At 68.1% G+C, this 23,021-nt stretch carries 20 protein-coding genes and 3 pseudogenes; 5 read left to right on the forward strand and 18 right to left on the reverse strand.

The annotated features are described in order from the left end of the window. The 4 genes and pseudogenes from ACFDR9_RS20140 to ACFDR9_RS20155 form a co-directional block, all read right to left on the reverse strand. Positions 1-578: pseudogene (locus tag ACFDR9_RS20140) on the reverse strand (GGDEF domain-containing protein); the annotation flags it as partial. 12 nt (positions 579-590) lie between these two features. Then, the gene (locus tag ACFDR9_RS20145; RefSeq protein WP_081611934.1) at positions 591-1,712 is read right to left on the reverse strand and encodes a substrate-binding domain-containing protein; all 1,122 of its coding nucleotides are present in this window, start codon (positions 1,710-1,712) and stop codon (positions 591-593) included. Between the two features lie 263 nt (positions 1,713-1,975). Beyond that, entirely contained in the window at positions 1,976-3,208 is a 1,233-nt protein-coding gene (locus ACFDR9_RS20150) for a M20/M25/M40 family metallo-hydrolase (protein ID WP_017878557.1), read from the reverse strand. A 68-nt stretch (positions 3,209-3,276) separates the two neighbouring features. Then, positions 3,277-4,491: a urate hydroxylase PuuD gene (locus ACFDR9_RS20155; protein WP_017878556.1), complete on the reverse strand. Its 1,215-nt coding sequence runs from the start codon at positions 4,489-4,491 to the stop codon at positions 3,277-3,279. A 132-nt stretch (positions 4,492-4,623) separates the two neighbouring features. On the opposite strand from ACFDR9_RS20155, the gene ACFDR9_RS20160 reads away from it, so the two are divergent. After that, positions 4,624-5,562, forward strand: coding sequence for a LysR family transcriptional regulator (locus ACFDR9_RS20160; RefSeq protein ID WP_026133308.1), 939 nt, complete (start codon positions 4,624-4,626; stop codon positions 5,560-5,562). Positions 5,563-5,604: 42 nt separating this feature from the next. Here ACFDR9_RS20160 and ACFDR9_RS20165 read toward each other — a convergent pair whose 3' ends face one another. Then, complete coding sequence (locus ACFDR9_RS20165) at positions 5,605-5,931, reverse strand: helix-turn-helix domain-containing protein (protein ID WP_017878554.1); 327 nt, start codon at positions 5,929-5,931, stop codon at positions 5,605-5,607. 111 nt (positions 5,932-6,042) lie between these two features. Here ACFDR9_RS20165 and ACFDR9_RS20170 point away from each other — a divergent pair, with 111 nt between their 5' ends. From ACFDR9_RS20170 to ACFDR9_RS20180, 3 genes are all read left to right on the forward strand, one after another. Then, positions 6,043-6,801: an MBL fold metallo-hydrolase gene (locus ACFDR9_RS20170; RefSeq protein ID WP_017878553.1), complete on the forward strand. Its 759-nt coding sequence runs from the start codon at positions 6,043-6,045 to the stop codon at positions 6,799-6,801. 119 nt (positions 6,802-6,920) lie between these two features. Then, on the forward strand, positions 6,921-8,675 hold the full coding sequence (locus ACFDR9_RS20175; RefSeq protein ID WP_409032143.1) for an allantoate amidohydrolase: 1,755 nt from the start codon (positions 6,921-6,923) through the stop codon (positions 8,673-8,675). Positions 8,676-8,959: 284 nt separating this feature from the next. After that, positions 8,960-10,153 (forward strand): ammonium transporter, encoded by a 1,194-nt coding sequence (locus ACFDR9_RS20180; RefSeq protein WP_409032144.1) that lies wholly within the window; start codon positions 8,960-8,962, stop codon positions 10,151-10,153. 17 nt (positions 10,154-10,170) lie between these two features. Here the strand turns inward: ACFDR9_RS20180 and ACFDR9_RS20185 are convergent, their stop codons facing one another. The 11 genes and pseudogenes from ACFDR9_RS20185 to ACFDR9_RS20235 all read right to left on the reverse strand — a co-directional run bounded on the left by ACFDR9_RS20185 (position 10,171) and on the right by ACFDR9_RS20235 (position 19,520). Next, complete coding sequence (locus ACFDR9_RS20185) at positions 10,171-10,539, reverse strand: porin (RefSeq protein WP_409032145.1); 369 nt, start codon at positions 10,537-10,539, stop codon at positions 10,171-10,173. Positions 10,540-10,629: 90 nt separating this feature from the next. After that, entirely contained in the window at positions 10,630-11,514 is an 885-nt protein-coding gene (locus ACFDR9_RS20190; protein ID WP_409032146.1) for a MaoC/PaaZ C-terminal domain-containing protein, read from the reverse strand. Continuing rightward, complete coding sequence (locus ACFDR9_RS20195; RefSeq protein ID WP_409032153.1) at positions 11,511-11,840, reverse strand: AMP-binding enzyme; 330 nt, start codon at positions 11,838-11,840, stop codon at positions 11,511-11,513. The genes ACFDR9_RS20190 and ACFDR9_RS20195 overlap by 4 nt, the downstream gene beginning before the upstream one ends. Positions 11,841-11,963: 123 nt before the next feature. Further along, positions 11,964-13,070: pseudogene (locus ACFDR9_RS20200) on the reverse strand (AMP-binding protein); the annotation flags it as partial. A gap of 24 nt (positions 13,071-13,094) precedes the next feature. Further along, entirely contained in the window at positions 13,095-14,165 is a 1,071-nt protein-coding gene (locus ACFDR9_RS20205; protein ID WP_409032147.1) for a branched-chain amino acid ABC transporter permease, read from the reverse strand. Beyond that, complete coding sequence (locus ACFDR9_RS20210; protein WP_409032154.1) at positions 14,162-15,157, reverse strand: branched-chain amino acid ABC transporter permease; 996 nt, start codon at positions 15,155-15,157, stop codon at positions 14,162-14,164. Before ACFDR9_RS20210 ends, ACFDR9_RS20205 begins: the two co-directional genes overlap by 4 nt. Then, positions 15,157-15,903, reverse strand: coding sequence for an ABC transporter ATP-binding protein (locus ACFDR9_RS20215; RefSeq protein ID WP_409032148.1), 747 nt, complete (start codon positions 15,901-15,903; stop codon positions 15,157-15,159). The genes ACFDR9_RS20210 and ACFDR9_RS20215 overlap by 1 nt, the downstream gene beginning before the upstream one ends. Further along, positions 15,900-16,670 (reverse strand): ABC transporter ATP-binding protein, encoded by a 771-nt coding sequence (locus ACFDR9_RS20220; protein WP_409032149.1) that lies wholly within the window; start codon positions 16,668-16,670, stop codon positions 15,900-15,902. The genes ACFDR9_RS20215 and ACFDR9_RS20220 overlap by 4 nt, the downstream gene beginning before the upstream one ends. A gap of 145 nt (positions 16,671-16,815) precedes the next feature. Continuing rightward, positions 16,816-18,009: a substrate-binding domain-containing protein gene (locus tag ACFDR9_RS20225; RefSeq protein WP_409032155.1), complete on the reverse strand. Its 1,194-nt coding sequence runs from the start codon at positions 18,007-18,009 to the stop codon at positions 16,816-16,818. 396 nt (positions 18,010-18,405) lie between these two features. Beyond that, positions 18,406-18,906 (reverse strand): annotated as a pseudogene (locus tag ACFDR9_RS20230) (enoyl-CoA hydratase/isomerase family protein); the annotation flags it as partial. Then, the gene (locus ACFDR9_RS20235; RefSeq protein ID WP_017878541.1) at positions 18,903-19,520 is read right to left on the reverse strand and encodes a TetR/AcrR family transcriptional regulator; all 618 of its coding nucleotides are present in this window, start codon (positions 19,518-19,520) and stop codon (positions 18,903-18,905) included. The pseudogene ACFDR9_RS20230 and the gene ACFDR9_RS20235, both read right to left, overlap by 4 nt. A gap of 55 nt (positions 19,521-19,575) precedes the next feature. On the opposite strand from ACFDR9_RS20235, the gene ACFDR9_RS20240 reads away from it, so the two are divergent. Then, positions 19,576-20,454 carry an alpha/beta fold hydrolase gene (locus tag ACFDR9_RS20240; protein WP_409032150.1) on the forward strand — a complete coding sequence of 293 codons (879 nt, stop codon included), beginning with the start codon at positions 19,576-19,578 and terminating at the stop codon, positions 20,452-20,454. Here ACFDR9_RS20240 and ACFDR9_RS20245 read toward each other — a convergent pair. After that, complete coding sequence (locus ACFDR9_RS20245; RefSeq protein WP_409032151.1) at positions 20,431-21,666, reverse strand: Zn-dependent hydrolase; 1,236 nt, start codon at positions 21,664-21,666, stop codon at positions 20,431-20,433. The two genes, ACFDR9_RS20240 and ACFDR9_RS20245, sit on opposite strands and share 24 nt — an antisense overlap. A 134-nt stretch (positions 21,667-21,800) precedes the next feature. Continuing rightward, positions 21,801-23,021, reverse strand: a 1,221-nt coding sequence (hydA, locus tag ACFDR9_RS20250; protein ID WP_409032152.1) for a dihydropyrimidinase, incomplete at its 5' end; no start/stop codon positions are given.

The following is a 23,021-nucleotide window of genomic DNA, read 5'->3' on the forward strand; positions in this document are numbered from 1 at the left end:
AACGCCAGCGCCAACTGGCGCACGCGCCCGGCGTCGGCGGCGTCGCGCAACTGCTGCAACAGCAGCGCCCGCTCCAGGTCGGGCCGGGTGGCGCCGGCCTGCAACTGGGCGCCGCGCTCGCGCACGCCGCGCGCGAACGCGGTTTCCACCTCGAAGACGCCCTCGTGCAAGCTGGCGACGATGTTCGCGGTGTTGCGAAACGCCTGGCTGGCCTGCTGCAAATCGAGCACCGCGACGTCGTCGCTGGCCTGCGCCAGGGCGGCCACCTGCGCGTCGAGCGCGGCCAGTTGGCGCACCATGTCGTCGTAACTGGCGCGCAGCGCCTCCGGCGAGGCGGCCACCAGCAGGCGGTCGCTGTCGCGGTCGATCAGCATGCTCTGTTGCAGCACATCCTGGGCGCCCTGCATGCGCACCAGACGCTGGTCGGCCAGCTCGCGGGTGGCGTCGCTTGAACTGCGCAGCGCGTAGACGGCGATGGCGCCGCCGCCGACGACCAGCATGGCCAGCGCCGACAGCGCCAGCGTGAACTGCACGCGCAGCGAGCGCGGCAACAGTGTGCGGGGAAAGGAAATGCGCATGTGGCCGCTCCGCTAGCGTTTCCAGATGCGCCGGTAGACGTCGCGGTAGCCGTTGTCGGGATCGTACTGGAAGCGCGCGCCGCCGTCGAAGCCGACGTTCTCGGCCGTGACCAGGTGCGCCGGCGCGACGAAGGCGCTGACGGGCTTGCCGGCGAACAGGCGATTGAGTTCGTCGACCACCTGCCAGCCCTGCGCGTTGAGCGGTTCGGCCACGGTGCCGGTCTGGAAAATATGCGCCTGGATGCGCATGAAGGCGGCGGCGCTGCCGTCGCCGGCCGACAACAGGCTGAGCGACTTGGCGGCCGCGCCGGCCCTGGTCAGCGCCGGCAGCGCGTAGTCGAAATACAGGTCGTTGATGGCCAGCGCGTGGGTCCAGCGCTTGCCGTATTGCGCCAGCCATTGCTCGGTCAGCGGCGCCATCTTTTCGGCGCTGTCGGAAATGGCCACGTCGCGCACCTCCAGCAGTGTGCAGCCGGGGCAGGCGCGGATGACGTCGGCCATCGCGTTGGCCTTGGCCATGGCGATGCCGAAGCGCGAGTCGGTCAGGATCACCACGCCGGCGCGCCCGTCCGACTGCGCCACCGCCGCCAGCGCCGTCACGCGCGCCACCTGCAGCGGGTCGGTGCTGACGTTCATCGCCACCGGCGTGCCGTCGATCGGGCCGGGTTTCGGGCCGGCGTGCCAGCCCACCACCGCCAGCTTGCGCTGGGCGAACGGCGCCAGCGCGGCGCGGCTTTCCAGAGCGTCCGAGCCGCACAGCACCAAGCCGTCCGGCCGCGAGGCCAGCGCCAGCGCCAGCGCCTTGGCGCGGCCGGCGGGCGAGCCGCCGCCGTCGAAAATCTTCAGGGTCCAGCCCATCACGGCGGCGGCCTCGCGCACGCCCTGGGCGACGCCGACCACGCCGCCGTTGCGCAAATCCTCGGCCATCAGGGCGATGTACTTGCCGGGCACGGCGGCCGGCCCGGTGGTCGGGCCGCTCCAACTGCCGCCCGGCAGCGTGGCCGTGGCGACGCGCGCGCGGGCCTGCTGCAAGCCGGCCGCGGCGCTCGCCGGCCCCTGGCAGACAGCGCTGGATGTGGCGAAGACACCACAGACGACGATCAAGGCGCGGGCGACCCGATGCCAAGTTTTCATAGCATGTCCTAGGGTGCTGGCCGGACCGTGGCAAACCGGGAATAGCTTGCCGAGAATCAACAATTATGGCCAACCCCATACTACCCGAAAAGCGCCGGCAAGTATGTAATTACGCGGACATGCGCGATTTTCCTTTCTCGGGTTAGCCCATCGCTGTCACACGAGGCGGATAACCCGGCTGGCGTCGGAGGGCGCGTGCCGCCGATCCGACCGACGTATTGCAACCATGTTGCGCCGCATCGCGCCGGAGCGCAGCCCGACGCTCAGGCGGCGAAGAAGTCGAGCAGTGTCAGCGCGACCACCTTAGTGGCCTTGCGCAAATCTTCCAGCTCCAGCCGCTCGTCGGCTTTTTTCGCGTTCGACTCCGGCACCGTGCGCGGACCGGCGCCGTACAGCACCGCCGGAATGCCGTGCTCGCCGTACAGGCGGGCGTCAGCGTACAGCGGCGTGCCCTGCGCCGGAATGGTTTCGCCGATGACCTCGAGCGCGTTCTTTTGCAGCTTGGCCACCAGTTGCTCGGAGCCGGGCAGCGGACGCAGCGCGTGCGACAGCAGCAGCCGCTTGATCTCGATGCGGATGCCCGGCTCGCCCTGCACCGCCGCCTCGATCATCGCGCGCACCTGCGCCTCGACCTCGACCGGATTTTCTTCCGGGATCATGCGCCGGTCCATCTTCATCACCACCTTGCCCGGCACCACGTTGGTATTGGTGCCGCCGTCAATGCGACCCACCAGCATGGTCGGCGAATCGATGCCGGGAACCGCCGACTTGATCTTTTTCAACCCCGGCAACTGGGCGTAGATGGCGCTCAAAATCTTGTTGGCGGCCTGCAAGGCGTCATGCCCGGTTTCCGGCATCGAACCGTGGCCGGCCTTGCCGTGCACGGTGATTTCCAGTTGCAGGCAGGCGTTGTGCGCGGTGATGATGTTGTAGCTGAAGCCGGCGGCGATGACGAAGTCCGGCTTGGTCAGCTTTTGTTCCAGCAGCCAGCCCGGCCCCAGCAGGCCGCCGAATTCCTCGTCGTAGGTGAAGTGCAATTCCAGATTGCCCCTCAGCGGCACGCCCAGCGCCTCCAGCGCCCGGGCGGCGAAGATATAGGTGGCGAAATCGCATTTCGAGACGGCGGCGGCGCGGCCGTAGATGTGGCCGTTGTCGATCACCCCGCCGTATGGCGGAAAGGTCCAGCCGTCGCCCGGCGGCACCACGTCGCCGTGGGCGTTCAGCGCGACCGTCGGGCCGCCGGCCAGGTAGGGGCGGCGCACGATCAGATTGGTGATGCTTTCCATGCCGTAGTCGGTGACGGTTTGCTGCGGCACCACATGCTTTTCGGCGTGCCAGCCGAATCCCTGCAGCAAGTCGGCGACGGCGTCGGCGTGCGGCGCGTTGTTGCCCGGCGGCGTGTCGGTCGGCACCTGGATGACCTGTTGCAGGAAGGCGATTTGCGCGTCGAAATGGGCGTCGATCCAGTCAGTCAGTTGCGCGCGTGCGTTGCTCATTCTGTTTCCTTGGCGGTGATAGGTGAATACCGCGTTAAAGTTGATTTTGATATGTTGTCGACGTCGGCTTACTTGGCGCCGGACTCGAACCAGGCGCCCAGCAACGCGCGCTCCGCGTCGGTCATCTGCGTCAGGTTGCCAATCGGCATGGCCTTCAACTGCACGGCCTGCTTGTAGATTTGCTCCGAATGCTGGCGGATCTGCGCCGCCGAGTCGAGCATGACGCCGGCCGGCGCCGTCGCGAAGCCCGGCTGGGTCGGCGCGGCCGCGTGGCAGGTGGCGCAGCGCTGGGTGACCACCGCCTGCACCTTGGCGAACTGCGCCGCCGGGTCGTTGGCGGCGCGCGCCACCGGCGCCGGCGGCGCGATCGCCACCGCCACGCCGACCAGCAGCGCCACGCCCAACAGCGGATAGCCCCACACCACGCGGCCCTTGTGGCGCAAATTGAAAAAGTGGCGGATGAACACGCCCGCCGCCATGATACAGGCCAGCACCAGCCAGCCGCGCTCGTTGCGGTAGGTCATCGCGTAGTGGTTGCTGATCATGATGAACAGCACCGGCAGCGTGAAGTAGTTGTTGTGCACGCTGCGCTGCTTGGCGCGCTGGCCGTGCACCGGGTCCGGCAACTTGCCGGCCGCCATCGCCTCGACCATCTTGCGCTGGCCCGGGATGATCAGCATCAGCACGTTGCCCACCATGATGGTGCCGATCATCGCGCCGACGTGGATGTAGGCGGCGCGCCCGCTCAGCAGATGCGTCAGCGCGTAGGCCGCCGCCACCACCAGCGCGAACACCACCACGCCGAACCACAGCTCGTGCCTGGCCAGCGGCGAACGGCACAGCAGGTCGTAGACGGTCCAGCCGAGCGCCAGCATGCCGACGCCGACGCCGATCGCCTGCCAGCTGCTGAGGTCGGCCACCGACTTGTCGATCATCATCGCCTGGGCGTTGAAGTAGTACGCGATCGTCAGCAGCGCGATGCCCGACAGCCAGGTCGAGTAGGCCTCCCACTTGAACCAGTGCAAATCCTTCGGCAACTCGGCCGGCGCGACCAGGTATTTTTGCGGATTGTAGAAGCCGCCGCCGTGCACCGCCCACAACTCGCCCGAGACGCCCTTCAGCGCCAGCGGCGAGCCGGGGGCCGGCGCACGGATCGAATTGTCCAGCCAGACGAAGTAAAACGAGGCGCCGATCCAGGCGATGCCGGTAATCATGTGCAACCAGCGCACGATCAGGTTGAGCCACTCGAGGCCATAGGGGATCAGGTAGGCAAACACATCCATAAAATTCCTTCAGTCGACGCTGGGCTTGATTGGGGGTAACTTACACAAGATAAACCGAATTGGCGCACGAAATAGGAAATCTATCGTATATTTAACATATTCGAAATAATATAGCCGAGGGTGCCCTACACGATGTCCAGCCTGCCGCAACACCTCGACCTGCACCTGATCCGCATCCTCTACCTGCTGCTGGTGGAAAAAAACGTCTCGCGGGTGGCGCTCAAGCTGAACCAGCCGCAGCCGTCGATTTCGGCCTCGCTGCGCAAGCTGCGCGAACTCACCGGCGACCCGCTGCTGGTGCGCGGCGCGCGCGGCATGGTGCCGACCCAGCACGGCGAGAGCCTGCTCAGCCCGGCCAAGAAAATCCTCGACCAGACCGAAAGCCTGTTCGTCAAAAAGACCCCCTTCGTCGCGCAGGAAGAGGCGCGCACCTTCCACATCGCCGCGCCGGACTACCTCGACAGCCAGTTCCTGCCGAACGTCGTCGCCGTGCTGCGGCGCGGCTCGCCGAAGAGCCGCGTGGTGCTCCACAACCTGGGGCCGGGCATCGACCACGTGCGACTGTTGTCGGACGGCGACATGGACCTGGTCATCGCCAACTGGGACGAGCCGCCGGCGCACCTGCACATCTCGAAGCTGTTCGAAGACCCGATCATCTGCACCATGCGCGCCGAGAGCGCCTACGCCAAGCGCACCGCCAGCGACGCCATGACGCTCGAGGACTACCTGAGCCTGCCGCACGTGGCGCCGTCGCAAATGATGCCCGGCTACCACGGCGTGATCGACGCCTTCCTTGAAAAGCAAAACTTGCAGCGCAACGTCGTCGTCGAATCGGCCTACTTCGGCCTGATCCCCTACATGCTGACGCAAACCGACCTGGTGCTCACCACCGGGCGCCAGTTCATGCGCTTCTACGAAAAAACGCTGCCGCTGAAAAGCTTCACGGTGCCGCTGAAATTCCCGCCGATGCGCTTCTACCAGTTGTGGCACCAGCGCGTGCACCAGGCGCCCGAGCACAAATGGCTGCGCGACCAGATCAGCGCGGCGGCCAAGGCGCTGGTCATCAAGTAGGCATCAAGTAAGCGCGCGGCGCGCCCCACCGGGCCGCGCGGGTCACGCCGCCAGCGTCTCGCCCCAGGCGTACAAATCGCGCAGCACCGGCTGCAGCGCGCAGCCGCGCGGCGTGAGCGAATACTCGACCCGCGGCGGCACCTCGGCGTAGACCTTGCGCAGCACCACGCCGTCGGCCTCGAGCTCGCGCAACTGCTGCGTCAGCATCTTCTGGCTCACCGGCGGGATATTCTTCTTCATCTCGCCAAAGCGCAGCGTGCCCTCGCTCAGCATATGCAAAATGATCGGCTTCCACTTCCCGCCGATCACATCGAGCGCCGCCACCATCGGGCAGGCGAGCGGATTGTCCGTGTGCCAGTCCTGTTCCATGACTCTCCTTTTTAGTGACTACGTTACTAAATTGTGCCTACTTGTTTAAATATCGCCCGCATTCCAGAATACGCGCTCCGCTGCCGCGCAGCGCCTACAGAGAGCGCCATTATGCCCCTGCCGCACATCATCCGCATCGCCATCCTACCGTTCGGCATGGTCAACTGCCACCTCATCGTCGGGCCGCAAGGCTGCATCCTGGTCGACACCGGCCTGCCCGGCTCGGAGGCGAAAATCGGCCGCGCCCTGCGTCGCCACGGCATGCGGTTCAGCGACATTCGATTGATCGTCGTCACCCACGCCCATGTCGACCACGCAGGCAGCGCCGCGCGCCTGCGCGAGCTATCCGGCGCCCCCATCGTCGGCCACGCCGGCGACATCGACTACTACCAGCAAAGAAAAACCATGACGTTCTGCTCGACCGGCTGGTTTGGCCGGCTGTTCCTGAAAACCGGCCTGATACTGCAACCCTACACGCCGTTCCAACCCGACGTCCTGCTGGCCGACGGCGCCAGCCTCGACCTGCAGCGCTTCGGCGCGGCCGGCGCCGTCAGGCACACGCCGGGCCACACGGCCGGTTCGATCTCGGTGCAACTGGCCGGCATGGCGGTGCTGGCCGGCGACTTGCTGGCGTCCGGGATACTATTGGGCGGCATCGTCAGGACCGGCAAGGCGATGCGTCCGCCGTTTGAAGACGACCCGCACGCCGTGGCCGACGAATTGCAGCACATGCTGGACGGCGGCGCGCACACCTTTTACATCGGCCACGGCGGCCCGCTGCGCGCCGCCGCCGTCGCGCGCCACGTGAAGGCGCTGCGCGCGCTGCCGCCACCGCAGCGGCCGGCGCCGGCGCCGGGCTGCTGCCGCTGAGCGCCCGGCCGCGCGCATGCCCATATAAGGCGCGGCAGAGATGCCACATCAGCGCCCACGTATATCCGGACTATCGACAACGATATATGATCGGCTCTTGCATGATCGGATAAAAAACCATGACGACACTGACAGAACTGAACGGCTGTGACCAGGCCAGCTTCATCGAGCACCTGCGCGGCATCTACGAACACTCGCCATGGATACCCGAGCGGGCCTTCGCCTGGCGCCCGTTCGCCAGCGCCACCGCGCTCAAGCAAGCCTTGCAGCGCGCCGTCAACGGCGCCAGCGTCGACGAGCAGCTGGGCCTGATCCGCGCCCACCCTGAGCTGGCCGGCAAGGCCGCCATCGCCGGCGAGCTGACCGCCGAATCGACCGACGAACAAACCAAGTCCGGCCTGAACCTGTGCAGCGCCGACGAATTCGCCGCGCTGCAGCGCCTCAACGCCGACTACAACGCCAAATTCGGCTTCCCCTTCATCCTCGCCGTCAAAGGCCCGGACGGCAACGGCCTGACGCGCCAGCACATCATCGCCACCTTCACGCGGCGCCTGAAGCAGCAGCGCGGCGACGAAATGGCCGAGTGCCTGCGGCAGATCAAGCGCATCGCCGAACTGCGCGTCAACGCCCTACTCGACTGCCAACTCGAATTCGGCCCCACCATCATGCAATGGTCGGAAACCCTGGCCGGCTGGAGCGACAGCCCCGACAACCTGACCTGCGCCTACCTGACCGAGGCGCACATCCAGAGCGCCGCGCAACTGGCCGAGTGGATGCGCGCGGCCGGCATGCAGGTGCGGATCGACGCGGTCGGCAACGTCGCCGGGCGCTACCTGTCGCCCCTGCCGGGGGCGAAAACCCTGATGACCGGCTCGCACTACGACACCGTGCGCAACGGCGGCAAATACGACGGCCGCCTCGGCATCCTGCTGCCGATCGCCATTGTCCAGCACCTGCACCAGCGCGGCGAAACGCTGCCCTTCCACTTTGAAATCGTCGGCTTCGCGGAAGAGGAAGGCGTGCGCTTCAAGAGCACCTTCCTGGGCAGCAACGCCGTCACCGGCCGCTTCGACCTGTCGCTGCTGGAGCAAACCGACGCCGACGGCGTCAGCATGCGCGAGGCCATCGCCGCCGCCGGCCACGACGTCGGCGCCATCCCGGCCATCGCCCGCGACCCGGCCGACCTGCTCGGCTACGTCGAGGTGCACATCGAACAGGGACCGGTGCTGCTCGAACGCGACCTGGCGCTGGGCGTGGTCACCGCCATCAACGGCAGCTCGCGCTACCTGGTCGAGCTGGGCGGCCTGGCCAGCCACGCCGGCACCACCCCGATGACGATGCGCAAGGACGCCGCCGCCGCCGCCGCCGAAATCGTCCTGCTGGTCGAGCGCCGCTGCGGCAGCGGCGCATCGCTGGTCGGCACCGTCGGCCAGTTGCACGTGCCGGGCGGCTCCGTCAACGTCATTCCGGGCGCCTGCAAGCTGTCGCTCGACATCCGCGCCGCCGACGACGCGGTGCGGCTGGCGGCCGTGGCCGACATCCTCGACGGCATCGCCGCGATCTGCGCGCGGCGCCAGATCGACGCCGACGTCAAACAAATCGTCTCGGCCAGCGCGGCGCCGTGCGCGCCGTGGCTGATGCGGCAACTGGGCGAGGCGGTCGAACGGGCCGGCCTGCCGCGCTTCGAGCTGGCCTCCGGCGCCGGCCACGACGCCATGGCGATGGCCGCCGTGACCGACGTGGCGATGCTGTTTACGCGCTGCGGCAACGGCGGCATCAGCCACAACCCGCTGGAAACGATGACCGCCGACGACGCCGACATCGCCGCCCAAGTGCTGCTCGACTTCCTGCGCCGCTTCCAGCCGAAGGCGTGATTCGTAGGTCGGGTTAGCCCATCGGGCGCAACCCGACTGGCGTCGGCAGCGGCTAGGCGTCGGACGACGCTCTGCCAATCCGACCTAGGGGACCTGCCGCGCCCGCCCCAAAGCGGGGCGAAAAACCGCACGCTAACGGTGCGCCGTCCCGCGCCCCGCCCGGCCGCCGCAATTTTTACCCATACGTATCAAGCCACTACACAAACCGCACCAAAATGGAACGAATCTTGCTTTAGTTTGTAGCAGTCATTTAATTCTGCACAATTATTGGGAGAATCTTCAGCATGGACGCACAAAAAAACGGCGCCGACGCCCTCTTCATCCTGCTCGGCGCAATCATGATCCTGGCCATGCACGCCGGCTTCGCGTTTCTCGAACTGGGCACGGTGCGCAAAAAGAACCAGGTCAACGCCCTGGTCAAGATCCTGGTCGACTTCGCCGTCTCGACCATCGCCTACTTCTTCGTCGGCTACGGCATCGCCTACGGCGCCCACTTCTTCGGCAGCGCCGCAACGCTGAGCGCCCAAAACGGCTACGAACTGGTCAAATTTTTCTTCCTGTTGACGTTTGCGGCGGCGATCCCGGCCATCATCTCCGGCGGCATCGCCGAGCGCGCCAAGTTCTATCCGCAACTGGCGGCCACCGCCGTGCTGGTCGGTTTGGTCTATCCCTTCTTCGAAGGCATCGCCTGGAACGACCGCTTCGGCGTCCAGGGCTGGCTGCAGGCCAGCTTCGGCCACAAATTCCACGACTTCGCCGGTTCCATCGTCGTGCATGCGGTGGGCGGCTGGGTCGCGCTGCCGGCGGTGCTGCTGCTGGGCGCGCGCCGCGGGCGCTACACGAAGGACGGTGCGGTCGCCGCCCATCCGCCGTCGAACATCCCCTTCCTGGCGCTGGGCGCCTGGATCCTGACGGTGGGCTGGTTCGGCTTCAACGTCATGAGCGCGCAAACCCTCGACAACATGAACGGCCTGGTGGCGGTGAACTCGCTGATGGCGATGGTCGGCGGCACCCTGGTGGCGCTGGTGATGGGCAAAAACGATCCGGGCTTCGTCTACAACGGCCCGCTGGCGGGGCTGGTGGCGGTATGCGCCGGCTCCGACCTGATGCACCCGCTGGGCGCGCTGATCACCGGCGGCATCGCCGGCGCCATCTTCGTCTGGATGTTCACCTGGACCCAGAACAAATGGAAAATCGACGACGTGCTGGGCGTGTGGCCGCTGCACGGCCTGTGCGGCACCTGGGGCGGACTGGCGGCGGGCATCTTCGGCGGCAAGGCGCTGGGCGGCATCGGCGGCGTCTCGTTCATGTCGCAACTGCTGGGCAGCGCGCTCGGCATCGCCATCGCCGTCGCCGGCGGCGCCATCATCTACGGCGTACTGAAAAAAACCGTCGGCATCCGCCTCGACGCCGAACAGGAATTCGACGGCGCCGACCTGTCCATCCACAAGATCAGCGCCACCCCCGAGCGCGACTGAACGGGGCACGTTTTGCCTTAGAAGAGCTGGTCGACGCCGATGGAGACGCCGGTCTGGCCGGTCTGGCCGCCGATGCGCGAGCGGCCGCTCAGTTTGGCGTGGTCGATGTCGGCGTACAGGTTGGCGCGCTTGGACAGGTAGTAGACCGCGCCGACCATGTAGAGTTTGCGCGCGCCGCCTATGCGCGCCACCGAGCTTGTGGTCCGGTAGTAGGCGGCGCTGACGACGGTTTGCGGCGCCACGTCGACGCTGATGCCGCCCCAGGCGTTTTTGGAGGCCAGGCCGAGCGCTTTGGCGGTGTTGGTGCCGGCGCCGCCGGCTTTTTCGCCGGGCGCGGGTGGTGCCGACTGCCCGCCGCGGTGGCCGCGGCCGGCAGTGTTGAACATGTCGACGTCGACAGGGCGCGGCTCTCCCGCGCCGCGCGCCGGCGGCGATTGTCACATCGGTGGGGGAGCGGGCGCCGGGTCCGCGCGGCGTCAGCCGGCCGGCGCTTCCAGGTTGCGCACCAGGACCAGCGATTCGCCGCGGCAGATGGTGCGCCCGTCCGCGCCGGTGAGTACGCTGGACAGGTTGACCAGGTCCTTGTCGGCGCGCAGGCGGACGATTTCGACTTCGGCGGTGATGCGTTCGCCGACGTAGGCCGGCGCGACGAAGCGCAGCGTCTGCTTCATCCAGCCGGTGCCGCGCCCCGGCAGGCGGGTGCCGAGCAGGTCGGAGAACAGGCTCGCCAGCAGCGGCGGCGGCACCAGGCGGCCGGCGAAGCCGTGGGCGACGGCCCAGTCGTCGCTGTGGTGCAGCGGGTTGCAATCGCCGGTCAGCGCCGCGTAGTCGGCCAGGTCGGCCTCGCCCAGGGTGCGCTCGGCGCGCGCGCGCATGCCGCGGCGCAGTCCGCGCAGTTCGTCGTCGCCGCCGCCGACCGCCCCGGTGTCGGCGGCGGCGTCGTTGGCGCCGGCCAGCGCGGCGGCGCCGCCGCTGTTGCTCACGCGCGCGCTTCCCTGCGCGGTGACGATGGCCGCGCCGCCGGCCTGCTTGCGTACCACCGTGCTGAAGCTGCGGCTGCCGTCGCCGCGCCCGGGCAGCGGCGTGACCAGCACCTCCACATCGTCGTGCGCGAAGCTGGGGTTGGGGAACATCAGTTCCTGTTCGAGCTGCAGCATGCCGGCGCCGGGCAGCGCCTCTCCCAGCGCGCGGTAGATCAGGCCGTACAGGAACATGCCGTGCGCGACGGTGGCGCCGAAGTGGCTGCGGCCGGCGAATTCCGGGTCGCAGTGGATCGGGTTGTCGTCGCCGCTCAGCACGGCAAAACGGTCGAAGTCGCTCTGTTGCAGCGTGCGGCGAAAGCCGGATGGGACGGAGCTCATCGCGCGCCTCCTTGTCGATTACCGAGATCGGCGAATTGGCTGCGCAGTTTGTGTTTTTCGAGCTTGCCCGACGGCGTGCGCGGCAGCGTGTCGACGAACACCACGTGGCGCGGCACCTTGTAGCCGGACAGGCGGCCGCGGCAGAACGCTTGCAGCTCGGCCGGCGCCAGCGGCTGGCCGGCCTTGAGCACGACGATGGCGGCGCCGACGTCGCCCCATTTGGCGTCGGCCACGCCGATGACGGCGGCGTCGGCGATTTGCGGCATTTGGAACAGCACGTTTTCAACTTCGGCCGGGTAGACGTTTTCGGCGCCGGAGATGTACATGTCCTTGGCGCGGTCGACGATGTAGTGGTCGCCCTCGTCGTCGAAGTAGGCGACGTCGCCCGAGCGCAGCCAGCCGTCGACGAAGGCTTCGGCGCTGGCCCGCGGCAGCTTCCAGTAGCCGGGCGTGACGCCCGGCCCCTGGATGTAGAGTTCGCCGCGCTGGCCGGGGCCGGCGTCGCCGCCGTCGGCCAGCACCACCCGCGTGCGCATCGAGCCGACCGGCCGGCCGATGCTGCCGGTCTTGCGCCGGGCGGTGGCCTCGTCGCAGATGAACACGGTGGGTCCGGTTTCGGTCATGCCGAAGCCGAAGCAAATGGTCACGCCCTTGGCCTGGTACAGTTCGAGCAGGCTGTGCGCCATCGGCGAGCCGCCGGCCGACCAGTGGCGCATGGAGCGGAAGCGCGCGGCGGCGAAGCCGGGATGCTGGCTCAGCATCAGATAGACCGCCGGCACGCCGAGGAACAGCGTCACCGTGCTGTCGAGCAGTTCGAGGGTGGCGCCGGCGTCGAATTGCTGCATGATGTGGACCGTGCCGCCGGCGTGCAAGACGGGATTGGTGTACAGGTTCAGGCCGCCCGTGTGGAAGAACGGCAGCACGTTGAGCAGCACGTCGCGCCGCGACAGGCCGGTCGCCAGCATTCAGTTGACGGCGTTGAAGTAGACCATGCCGTAGGTCTGCATCACCCCCTTCGGCTTGCCGGTGGTACCGGAGGTGTAGAGCAGGTGCCAAAGTTCGTCCATGCGGCGCGGCGGCATTTCGATGACGCGGCCGGCGGCGCCGGCCAGGCAATCCTCGTAGGCGCGCGCGGCTCCCCCCTCTTGCGCCGCGCCGATCACCACCGCCCGCTGCGCCTGCAGGCCCGGCAGCTGCGCCCGCAGCGCCTCGGCGGTGGCGGCGAAGGGCTGGCCGTACACCAGCACGGCCGGGTCGGCGTCCCGCAAAATCGGCAGCAGCTCGGCCGGCGCCAGGCGCCAGTTCAGGCAAACCATCACCATGCCGGCCTTGGCGCAGCCGTACAGCAGCTCCAGGTAGTCCGACGAGTTATGCGCCAGCACCGCCACGCGCGCCCCCGGTTGCAGGCCGGGCCGCGTCAGCAGGTAGTCGGCGACGCCGCTGGCGCGCGCGTTGAACTGGCGGTAGGTCCATGCGCGCCCGCTGGCAAGGTCGACCAGCGCGGTCTTGTCCGGCGTGTTTTGTGCTTGCTTGTGCAACCAGTCCACTACATACATATGCGACTCCCTCCAATGCCAATATCAATGTTTGCCGCGCAGGCGACCGACTATGCCGCTCGGGAAAAAGTACACGCTGAGGATGAACAGCACGCCCAGCCACAGCAGCCAACGGTCCGGATGGAACAGCGCCGCCAGCGGCGGCGCCGCCTCCAGCGCGCCGCTCAGCAGCGTCATGCCGTCTTGCAGATAGTTTTGCGCGATCACGAAAATGGCCGCGCCCAGCGCCGCGCCGTACATCGAGCCCATGCCGCCGATGACCACCATCAGCAGGATGTCGACCATGATGGCGAAGCTGAGCGTGGTGTCGGGGCCGACGTAGCGCAGCCATAGCGCGTACAGGATGCCGGCGGCGCAGGCCAGCAGCGCCGCCAGGCAATTCGCCACGGTGCGGTACAGCACCGGGTTGTAGCCGATGGCGGCGGCGCGGAAGTCGTTTTCGCGGATCGCCTGCAGCACCTTGCCGAACGGCGAATTGACCACCCGCAGCGCCAGCAGGAACAGCGCCAGGCTGCAAAAAAACACCAGGTAGTAGCTCAGCAGCTTGCCGCTCCAGTCGACGCCGAGGAAGGGCTGCTCGAGGAACCGCGTGGCCGGCGACAGCAGCGCCGGCGGCTTGAAGCTGAGGCCGTCCTCGCCGCCGGTGAAGGCGGAAAACTGCGACGCCAGCGTGGCGAAGAAGGACGCCAGCGCCAGCGACATCATGGCGAAGAAAATGGTGCGCACGCGCAGCGACAGCACGCCCAGCAGCAGGGCCAGCAGCAGCGCCAGCAGCAACGCCGCAGCGGCGCCGGCGGCCAGCGCCAGCCAGTCGCCCTCATGGCGCGCCATGGCGATGCCGACGCCGTAGGCGCCGATGCCGAAGAACATGGTGTGGGCGAAGGAGACCACGCCGGTGTAACCCAGCAGCAGGTCGTAGCTGGCGGCCAGCACGATGAAGACGCAGATCTTGGCGGCGACGTTGAGCGCGCGCGTGCCGGGGAACAGGAACGGCGCCAGCAGCAGGCCGACGCAGACTAGCAGCAGCAAGGCCGCCAGGACGCGGCTGCGCGGGGCGTCGCCCGACAGCGCGCCGGGGAGCAGGCGGGCCATCATCGCGACGTCACCGGAAACAGGCCCTGCGGACGCCACAGCAGGATCAGCACCATCAACAGGATGTTGGCGCCCAGCGCCACCTTCGGCGCCAGGAAGCCGGCGTAGTTGGCGGTCAGGCCGACCAGCAGCGCGCCGGCGAAGCAGCCGCCAACCGAGCCGAGGCCGCCGATGATGATGACGATGAAGATCAGCACCATCAGTTGCGCGCCCAGCGCGGCGCTGACGCTTTCCTGGTACAAGCCCCACAGCACCCCGCCCAGCCCGGCCAGCGCGGAGCCGGCGACGAAGACGCCGACGAACAGCACGCCGACGCGGTAGCCCAGCGCTTCCACCATCTCGCGGTCCTGCACGCCGGCGCGCACCAGCAGGCCGATCTTGGTGCGGTTCAGTACCAGCCACATGGCCGCGAAGACCAGCAGCCCCAGCGCCACCGCCAGCAGGCGGAATTTTTCGACCGCGACGTCGCCGACGATCCAGGCGCCGCGCAGGCTGGCCGGGCGCGGCAGCGGAATCTGCTCCGGCCCCCAGATGACGTGGATCAGCTGCTCGGCGACGATCAGGCCGCCGGTGGTGACCAGGATCTGCGTCAGATGGCTGCCGTAGACCGGGCGTATCATCAGGCGCTCGACGCCCCAGCCCAGCAGGCCGGTGACCAGCGCCGCCACCAGCAGCGCGACGCCGACGGCGCCGCCGTTGAGCAGCAGGCTGTCGGCCTCCATCCAGCCCGCCATCCGCCGCAGCACGCTGGTGGCCACAAAAGCGCCGACGGCGATAAAGGCGCCGTGGCCGAAGTTCATCACGTCCATCAGGCCGAACACCAGGGTCAGGCCGCTGGCCATGATGAAGATCATCATGCCCATCGCCAGCCCGGCCACGGTCAGCGTGATCCAGGTCGGCAGGCCGGGCAGCAGCGGCAGGGCCAGCAGCATCAGCGCCGGCAGCACCAGCTTGGGCAGGTTCTGGTCGAACGCCCGCAGGCGGCTCGCGGCCATCACGCGCCCTCCCCGGCGCGCGCCGGGGCGGCGCCCAGGTGCAGGCCGAGCAGGCGCTGCTGCAGGTCGGGGTCGGCCGCCAGTTGCGCCATGCCGCCATGGTGGACCACCCTGCCGGCGTCCATCACCGCCACCGTGTCGCCCAGCGCCTGCGCCACCGCCAGGTTCTGCTCGACCAGCAGCACCGTCGCGCCCTGCTCCTTGAGCGCGCGCAGCGCCGCCACCATGCTGTTGACCATCACCGGCGCCAGCCCCTTGGAGGGTTCGTCGAACATGTACAACTGGCGCGGTTCGATCAGCGCGCGGCCGATCGCCAGCATCTGCTTCTGGCCGCCCGAAAGCTTGCCGGCCGGCTTCTCCCAAAACTGTTTGATCGAGGGGAAGAGCTTGACGATCCACTCCAGGCGGGCGCCGTCCATCGGCCCGCTGCGCGCCGCCAACAGCATGTTTTCGCGCACCGACAGGTCGCTGAAGATGCCCATGTTCTCCGGCACGTAGGCGATGCCGCGGGCGGCGATGTCGGCCGTGCCGACGCCGCACAGCGAGGCGCCGCCGAAGGTGACGGACCCGGCGCTGGCGCGCCACAGCCCCATGATGGTGCGCAGCGTCGTGCTCTTGCCGGCGCCGTTGCGACCCAGCAGCATGGTCAGTTGGCCGCGCGGCACCTCCAGGTCGACGCCCTGCAGAATGTGGTAGGGACCGATGTGGGTGTGCACCCCGGCCAGCGTCAGCAGGGGCGCGTTCATGCCGCCTCCTCCAGCGCCACCTCGGCGCCCAGATAGGCTTGCCGCACCACGCGCAGGCGCATCACCTCGGCCGGCGCGCCGTCGGCCACCAGCTCGCCGTGGTTGAGCACGATGACGCGGTCGGCCAGGCGCTCGACCACGTCCATCTTGTGCTCGACCAGCAGGATGGTCTTGTCGCGCCGCGCCTGGATCCGCGCGATCAGCTCGAGGATCACCGGCGCCTCGTCGTGGCTCATGCCGGCGGTCGGTTCGTCGAACATGAACACCTGCGGCTGCATCGCCAGCAGCAGGCCGACCTCCAGCTTGCGCTGGTCGCCGTGCGACAGCGCGCTGGCCGGCGTCTCGCGCCGCGCCGTCAGGGAAATCTGTTCGAGGATGTCGTCGGCCTCCTCGATCAGGTGGCGCTGGCTGAACCAGGTCGTCAGCAGGCGCAGGCCGATGCGGTGGCGCACCTGCAGCACCAGGCGCACGTTTTCCAGCACCGACAGGCGCGGAAAAAGATTGGTCAGCTGGAAGGCCCGGCCCAGGCCGCCGCGGGCGCGCGCGGCGGCGCCGTGGCGCGTCAGGTTCTCGCCGTTCAGCAGCACCTCGCCGCCGCTGGCCGGCAACTGGCCGGAGATCAGATTGAAATAGGTGGTCTTGCCGGCGCCGTTGGGGCCGACGATGGCGGTCAGGGTGCCGGGCCGGAAGGCGCAGGAGACCTGGTTGACCGCCACGTGGCCGCCAAAATTGACGGTCAGCGCGCGCGTTTCGAGAGAAATGGACATGGGGAACCCGAGCCGCGTTTGAAGGCGGCAAAAATGTACAAAAAAAGGGGGTAATGCCAAGGCGCCGCGGAAGCCGCAAAAACCAAAGGCGAGGAGCCGGGGTCGGGCCCTGGGGGGCTGACCCGGGGTTACGCCCTTGGTTTCGTCACAGCTTATTTCGCAGCGGCACCTTGATATCCTCGATCGTCAGCTCGCGCACCAGCTCCGGCACGCCCCAGGCAAACGCCGGATCGGCCTTGATCTGGAAGTGGTACATCGACTGCAGCGCCTGGTGGTCCTCCTTGCGGAACACCATCTTGCCTTTCGGGCTCTGGAACTCCATGCCCTCCATGGCCTTGATCAGCTTTTCCGAGCCGCTGTCGTCGGCCTTTTTCAGCGCCTCCACCAGCGCGATGCCGGCCGCCATGCCGCCGGCCGTGAAGAAATCGGGCGGCGTCTTGAACTTCTTGTAGTGCTCGGCGACCAGCCAGGTGTTGGCCGGGTTCTTCGGGATGCCGAAGTAATAATAGGTGGCGCCCTGCATGCCGGGGAACTGCTTGTAGGCGGCCATCGCCGGCAGGATATTGCCGCCGCTGGCGATCTCGATGCCGTAGCGCTTCAGGTCCAGGTCGGCGATCTTGAAGGGGTTGCCGGCGCCGGCCCAGATCACGAAGATCACCTTGCGCCCGGGCTGGTTCTTCAGCGCGTCGATCAGGCGCTGGGCGCCGGCGGTGAAGTCGGTGGTCGAGGTGGGCAGATATTCCTCGTGCACCAGTTTGGCGCCCTTGCCCGACAGCGCCTGGGAGAAGGCCTTCACGCCGTCGCGCCCGAAGGCGTAGTCCTGCGCCAGCGTGGCGATGGTCACGCCCGGCTTGTCCAGCGCGACGGCGTTGGCGATGGCGTCCTGGGACGAGTTGCGCCCGCTGCGGAAGACGTAGCGGTTCCACTTGCTGCCGGTGATCGAATCGGCCACCGCCGGCTCCACCAGCAGCACCTTCTTGTATTCCTCGGCCACCGGTAGCATGGCGATGGCCACGCTCGACGAGGTCGGGCCGACGGCCAGGTCGACCTTGTCGTCGCCGTAGGCCTGCGCCAGCAACGACTTGCCGACGTCCGGCCTGCCCTGGTCGTCCTTCTCGATGACGACGATCTTGCGGCCCTTGACGGTCATGCTGCCGCCGGTGGCGTAGTCCAGCCCCATCATCAGCCCGGTCTGGGTCTGCTTGCCGTAGGCTTCCAGCGCGCCGGTCTTGCTATAGATGTGGGCGATTTTGATGTCGGCGGCCCGCGCCGGCGTACCCGCGCACGCCAGCGCCAGCAGCGCGCCGGCGGCCTTCATCGTCAACGATATGGTATTCATGTCTCTTCTATCCTTTTTCATATGATGGTGGAGATGCACTGACGCCAAGACGCCGCGTAGCGCGCCCTTGACGCTGGATGACACATGCATGAAACCGTACATCGTCGCGCCCGTATCAGCTATTAACGCTGTAGCGCCTGGCTGCCCTGGGACAAGAATCGCCGCATGCCTTGCTGCGCCTCCGCGCTCACCAGCTGGCGTAAAAATTCGACGCGTTCCCGCTCCAGCGCCGCGGCCAGGCGCAGCGGGTCCGGCCCCAGCAAGGCGCGCGTGCGGCGCACGCTGCCGGGCACCTTGGCGGCGACGGCGCGGGCCGTCGCGGCGGCCTGGTCGGCCATGTGACGCCACCAGCTTCGACGCCATGCCCCAGGCCAGCGCCTGCTCGGCGCTGATGCGCTGGTTCAGCAACTGCACCGTGCGCGCGCGCGCCGGGCCGATAAAGGCCGGCAGCAACGCGCTCCAACCACCGTCCGGGCTGAAGCCGACGTCGACGTAATACGGCGTGAAGCTGGCGCGCGCCGACACCAGCACGATGTCGCAGGCCAGCACCAGGCCGAGCGCGCCGCCGGTGACGATGCCGTCGACCGCCGCCACGACCGGCTTGGCGCCGCCGGCCAGGCGCACGATGGCCTCGTTGAGCAGGCCGACCAGCTCGGCGCCGTAGGCGGCGATGCCCTCGCCCTGTTCATGCAAGGCGCGCACGTCGCCGCCGGTTGAAAACGACGTTCCGGCGTGCGCCAGCACCAGCGCGCCGATGCCGGCGTCGGCCTCGCAGGCGTCCAGCGCCGCCAGCAGCGCGCGCAACAACTCGGGCACCAGGCTGTTGTGGCGCGCCGGGCGGTTCAACACCAGACGCGCGATCGCGCCGTCGCGCTCGACCAGCACCAGCGCCGTCATGTGGCGCCGCCCGCGCGCAAGCCGTTGCTGATGAAATCGGTGGCGGCGTCGACCACGCGGGCGTGCGCCTGCGGGTTGTCCCACAGGCCGTAACGCATGCCGAGGAAATGGCTGATACCCATCAGGCACCAGGCGCGCACCTCGGTGTCGCCGGCGCTGATCTCGCCGTTGTCCGCCGCCGCCGCGAGCCGGCCCTGGTACAGCGCGCCGAAGTTGCTGAAGTAGTTGCGGTAGATCGCCTCGTCGACGAACAGCGACTCGAGCACGATGCGGTACAGGTTCTTGTGCTCGGCGACGAAAGACAGAAAGGCTTGCAAACCGAGGCGCTCGGCCTCGATCCGGCTCTGCGCGGCGCCGGTGCGCTGGCGGATGAAGGCTTGCGTTTCCTGGCCCATGTACTCGACCAGCGCGCGGAAGGCCTCTTCCTTGTCCGGAAAGTAGATATAGAAGGTACCCTGCGAGACCTCGGCGACCTGGGTGATTTCCGCGATCGAGGCGGCGTGGAAGCCCTTGTTGCCGAACACCTGCTCGGCCGCCGCGAGGATCTTGGCGCGCGTTTTCAGGCCGCGGGCGGTCTTCGGCGGGTCGATTTTCTTGACTGGGGTCGCTTGCATGGCCACTCAATATACAATATGATTCATGCGTCATATTGTATATTGAAAAACAACAATGTCAACGACTACCGGCACAAATTCCGAGCTCGCGCTACGCGACGGCGCGCGGCTGCACTACCGCGACAGCGGCGCCGGCGCGCCCGCGCCCGTCCCTGTCATCCTGCTGCACGGCTGGGGCGCCTCGGGCGACTTCTTCGAGCGGCAAACGGCGCTGGCCGGGCGCGGCCTGCGGCTGATCGTCCCCGACCTGCGCGGCCATGGCCGATCGCCGGGCGTGCCGGGGGCGCCGCTGAGCATCGCCATGCTGGCGGCCGACCTGCGCGAACTCATAGCCCACCTCGAACTGGGCCGCTACTCGCTGGTAGGCTGGTCGATGGACGCGATGGTCGCGTGGGAGCACCTGCGCGGCGACGGCCTGGGCGGGCTGGACAAACTGAGCGTCGTCGACATGACGGCGAAAATCGTCACCGACGCCGCATGGAGCGACGGCCTGACGGGCGGCTACCCGGAAACGATGGTGGCGCCGACGGCGGCGGCGGTGCGCGCCAACTGGGGCCGCTTCGCCGACATCAGCGCGGCCAAACTGTTCGCCCGCGGCGCCAGCCCCGATGCGGCGCTACTGGCGCGCCTGGGCGCCCTGATGCGCGCCAACGCCGCGGAAGGACTGGCGCAACTGTGGACCGACATGGCGCGGCAAGACTACCGCGCGCTGCTGCCGGCGCTGGGCGAGCGCTGCCAATACATCTACGGCAAAGAAAGCCGGCTCTACGCCGAAGCCACCTTCCACCACCTGGCGCGCATGACGGGCACCACCCAACTAGTCGGCCTGGCGGGCGCCGGCCACGCGCCACAATGGGAACAGCCCGAAGCGTTCGGCGCCGCCCTGCTGCGCCACCTGGCCGCGGATCGCTCAGGCGGTGCCGGCGCGCTCTAACATGGCGTGCAGCAGGACGTTGCAGCCCGCTTCGAGGTGCGCCGGTTTGGCGTCTTCGATTTCGTTGTGGCTGATGCCGTCTTTGCACGGCACGAAGATCATGCCGGACGGCGCCAGCCGCGCCGCGTAGATGGCGTCGTGGCCGGCGCCGGAGACCACGTCCATGCTGCTGTAGCCGAGTTGGGCGGTGGCCTTGCGCACGGCGTCGACGCAGTCCGGGTGGAACGGGCACGGCGGGTAGTACGAGACCCGTTCGACGCTGATCGCCAAGCCCGAGTCGACGCGGGTGCGCTCGATGAAGGCCAGCATTTCCTGGTGCATGGTGTTGAGCAGCGCCTCGTTGACGTTGCGCAGGTCGATGCTGAATGTGACTTCGCCCGGGATGACGTTGCGGCTGTTCGGGAACACTTGTACCATGCCGACCGTGCCGCGCCCGTACGGCGGGTAGCGGTTGGCGATGGCCACCACTTCCTGCATGATGCGCGTCGATACCTGCAACGCGTCCTTGCGCAGGCCCATCGGCGTCGGCCCGGCGTGCGCCTCCATGCCGCTCACCACGCAGTCGTACCACGACAGCCCCATCACCGCCGGCACCACGCCGATGACGACGTCGGCGTCTTCCAGCACCGGCCCCTGTTCGATGTGGGTCTCGAAGTAGGCGCCGATCGGGTGCCGGCCCGGCACCTGCTCGCCCAGGTAGCCGATGCGCGCCAGCTCCTCGCCGACCGTCTTGCCCTCGGTGTCCTTGGCGGCGTAGGCCGTCTCCAGGCTGAAGGCGCCGCAAAACACGCCCGAGCCCATCATCACCGGCACGAAGCGCGAGCCCTCTTCGTTGGTCCAGAACGCCACTTCGATCGGCGCGACGGTCGTGACGTTGTGCTCGTTGAGGGTGCGCACCACTTCGAGCCCGGCCAGCACGCCGTAGTTGCCGTCGAATTTGCCGCCGGTCGGCTGGGTGTCGATGTGGCTGCCGGTGACCACCGGCGCCAGCGTGTTGTCGCTGCCGTCGCGGCGCATGAAGACGTTGCCGATCTGGTCGACGGTGATGCTCAGGCCCGCCTCGCGGCCCCAGCCGACCACCAGGTCGCGGCCCTGCTTGTCCAGGTCCGTCAGCGCCAGGCGCTTGACGCCGCCCTTCGGCGTCGCGCCGATCTTCGCCAGTTCCATCAGCGCGGCCCACAGGCGCTCGCCGTTGATACGCAGTTCACTCATGTTCGGATGCTCCTTCGGTTGGTGTTCCGTTGGTATGGCGCTAAATTAGCGTGTCGTAGCTCGGGTTACGCCGTTCCGGCTAACCCGAGCCACGAAAACCGCGCCAACTTAACGGCACCTTGGCGCTGCGGTTCCTAAGCCGACACCGGCGCGAACGCCGGGCGTTCGATATAGCGGCCGGCGCCCTCGACCGCCGTCAATTCGCCGCGGTGGTAGACCACGTTGCCGGCGGCGACCGTGGTGGTGGCGACGCCGCGCACGGTGCGCCCTTCGAAAACGTTGAAGCCGCCCTTGGCGTACTGGGTCTTGGCCGAAATGGTGCGCGTGCCCTGCGGGTCCCACACCACCAGGTCGGCGTCGGCGCCGACCGCGATCAGCCCCTTGCGCGGGTACATATTGAAGATCTGCGCGGCGTTGGTCGAGGTGACGCGGACGAATTCGGACGGCGTCAGCTTGCCGCTGTTGACGCCGGCGTCCCACACCACCGACATGCGGTCTTCGACGCCGCCGCAGCCGTTCGGGATCTTGGTGAAGTCGTCGCGCCCGGCCGCCTTCTGCTCGGCGCAAAAGGTGCAGTGGTCGGTCGCGGTGGTCTGCAGGTTGCCGCTTTGCAGGCCGTGCCACAGCGCCGCCTGGTGGTGCTTGCCGCGGAACGGCGGGCTCATGACGTAGGCGGCGGCGACGGCCGGGTCGGCGTGCTGGTAGACGCTGTCGTCGATCACCAGGTGGCCCGCCAGCGCCTCGCCGTAGACGCGCTGGCCGTTGGCGCGCGCGCGCGTGATGGCGGCTAGCGATTCGGCGCAGGAGACGTGGACGATGTAGACCGGCGTGCCGAGCACGTCGGCGATGGCGATGGCGCGGTTGGCCGCCTCCGCCTCCACCGCCGGCGGGCGCGACAGCGGATGCGCGGCCGGCCCCGTCATACCCTTCTTCAGCAGGTCGCGCTGCAGCTGGAACACCAGCTCGCCGTTCTCGGCGTGCACCGTCGGCAGCGCGCCCAGTTCCAGCGAGCGGGTGAAGCTTTTCACCAGCGTCTCGTCGTCCGCCATGATGGCGTTCTTGTACGCCATGAAGTGCTTGAAGCTGTTGACGCCGTGCTGGCGCACCAAGGTGCCCATGTCGGCGTGGACGCTGTCGTCCCACCAGGTGATGGCGACGTGGAAGGTGTAGTCGCCGGCCGATTTCGCGGCCCAGCCGCGCCAGGTGTGGTAGGCCTCCAGCAGCGACTGCCGCGGCGCCGGGATGACGAAGTCCATGATGGTGGTGGTGGGGGGGGGGGGGGAGGGGGGGGGGGGGGGGAAGGGGGGGGGGGGGGGGGGGGGGGGGGGAGAAAAAAAGAGAAAGGGGGTGGGGGT

The organism is Janthinobacterium sp. CG_23.3 (genome assembly GCF_046115965.1).
Taxonomy (GTDB): domain Bacteria; phylum Pseudomonadota; class Gammaproteobacteria; order Burkholderiales; family Burkholderiaceae_D; genus Janthinobacterium.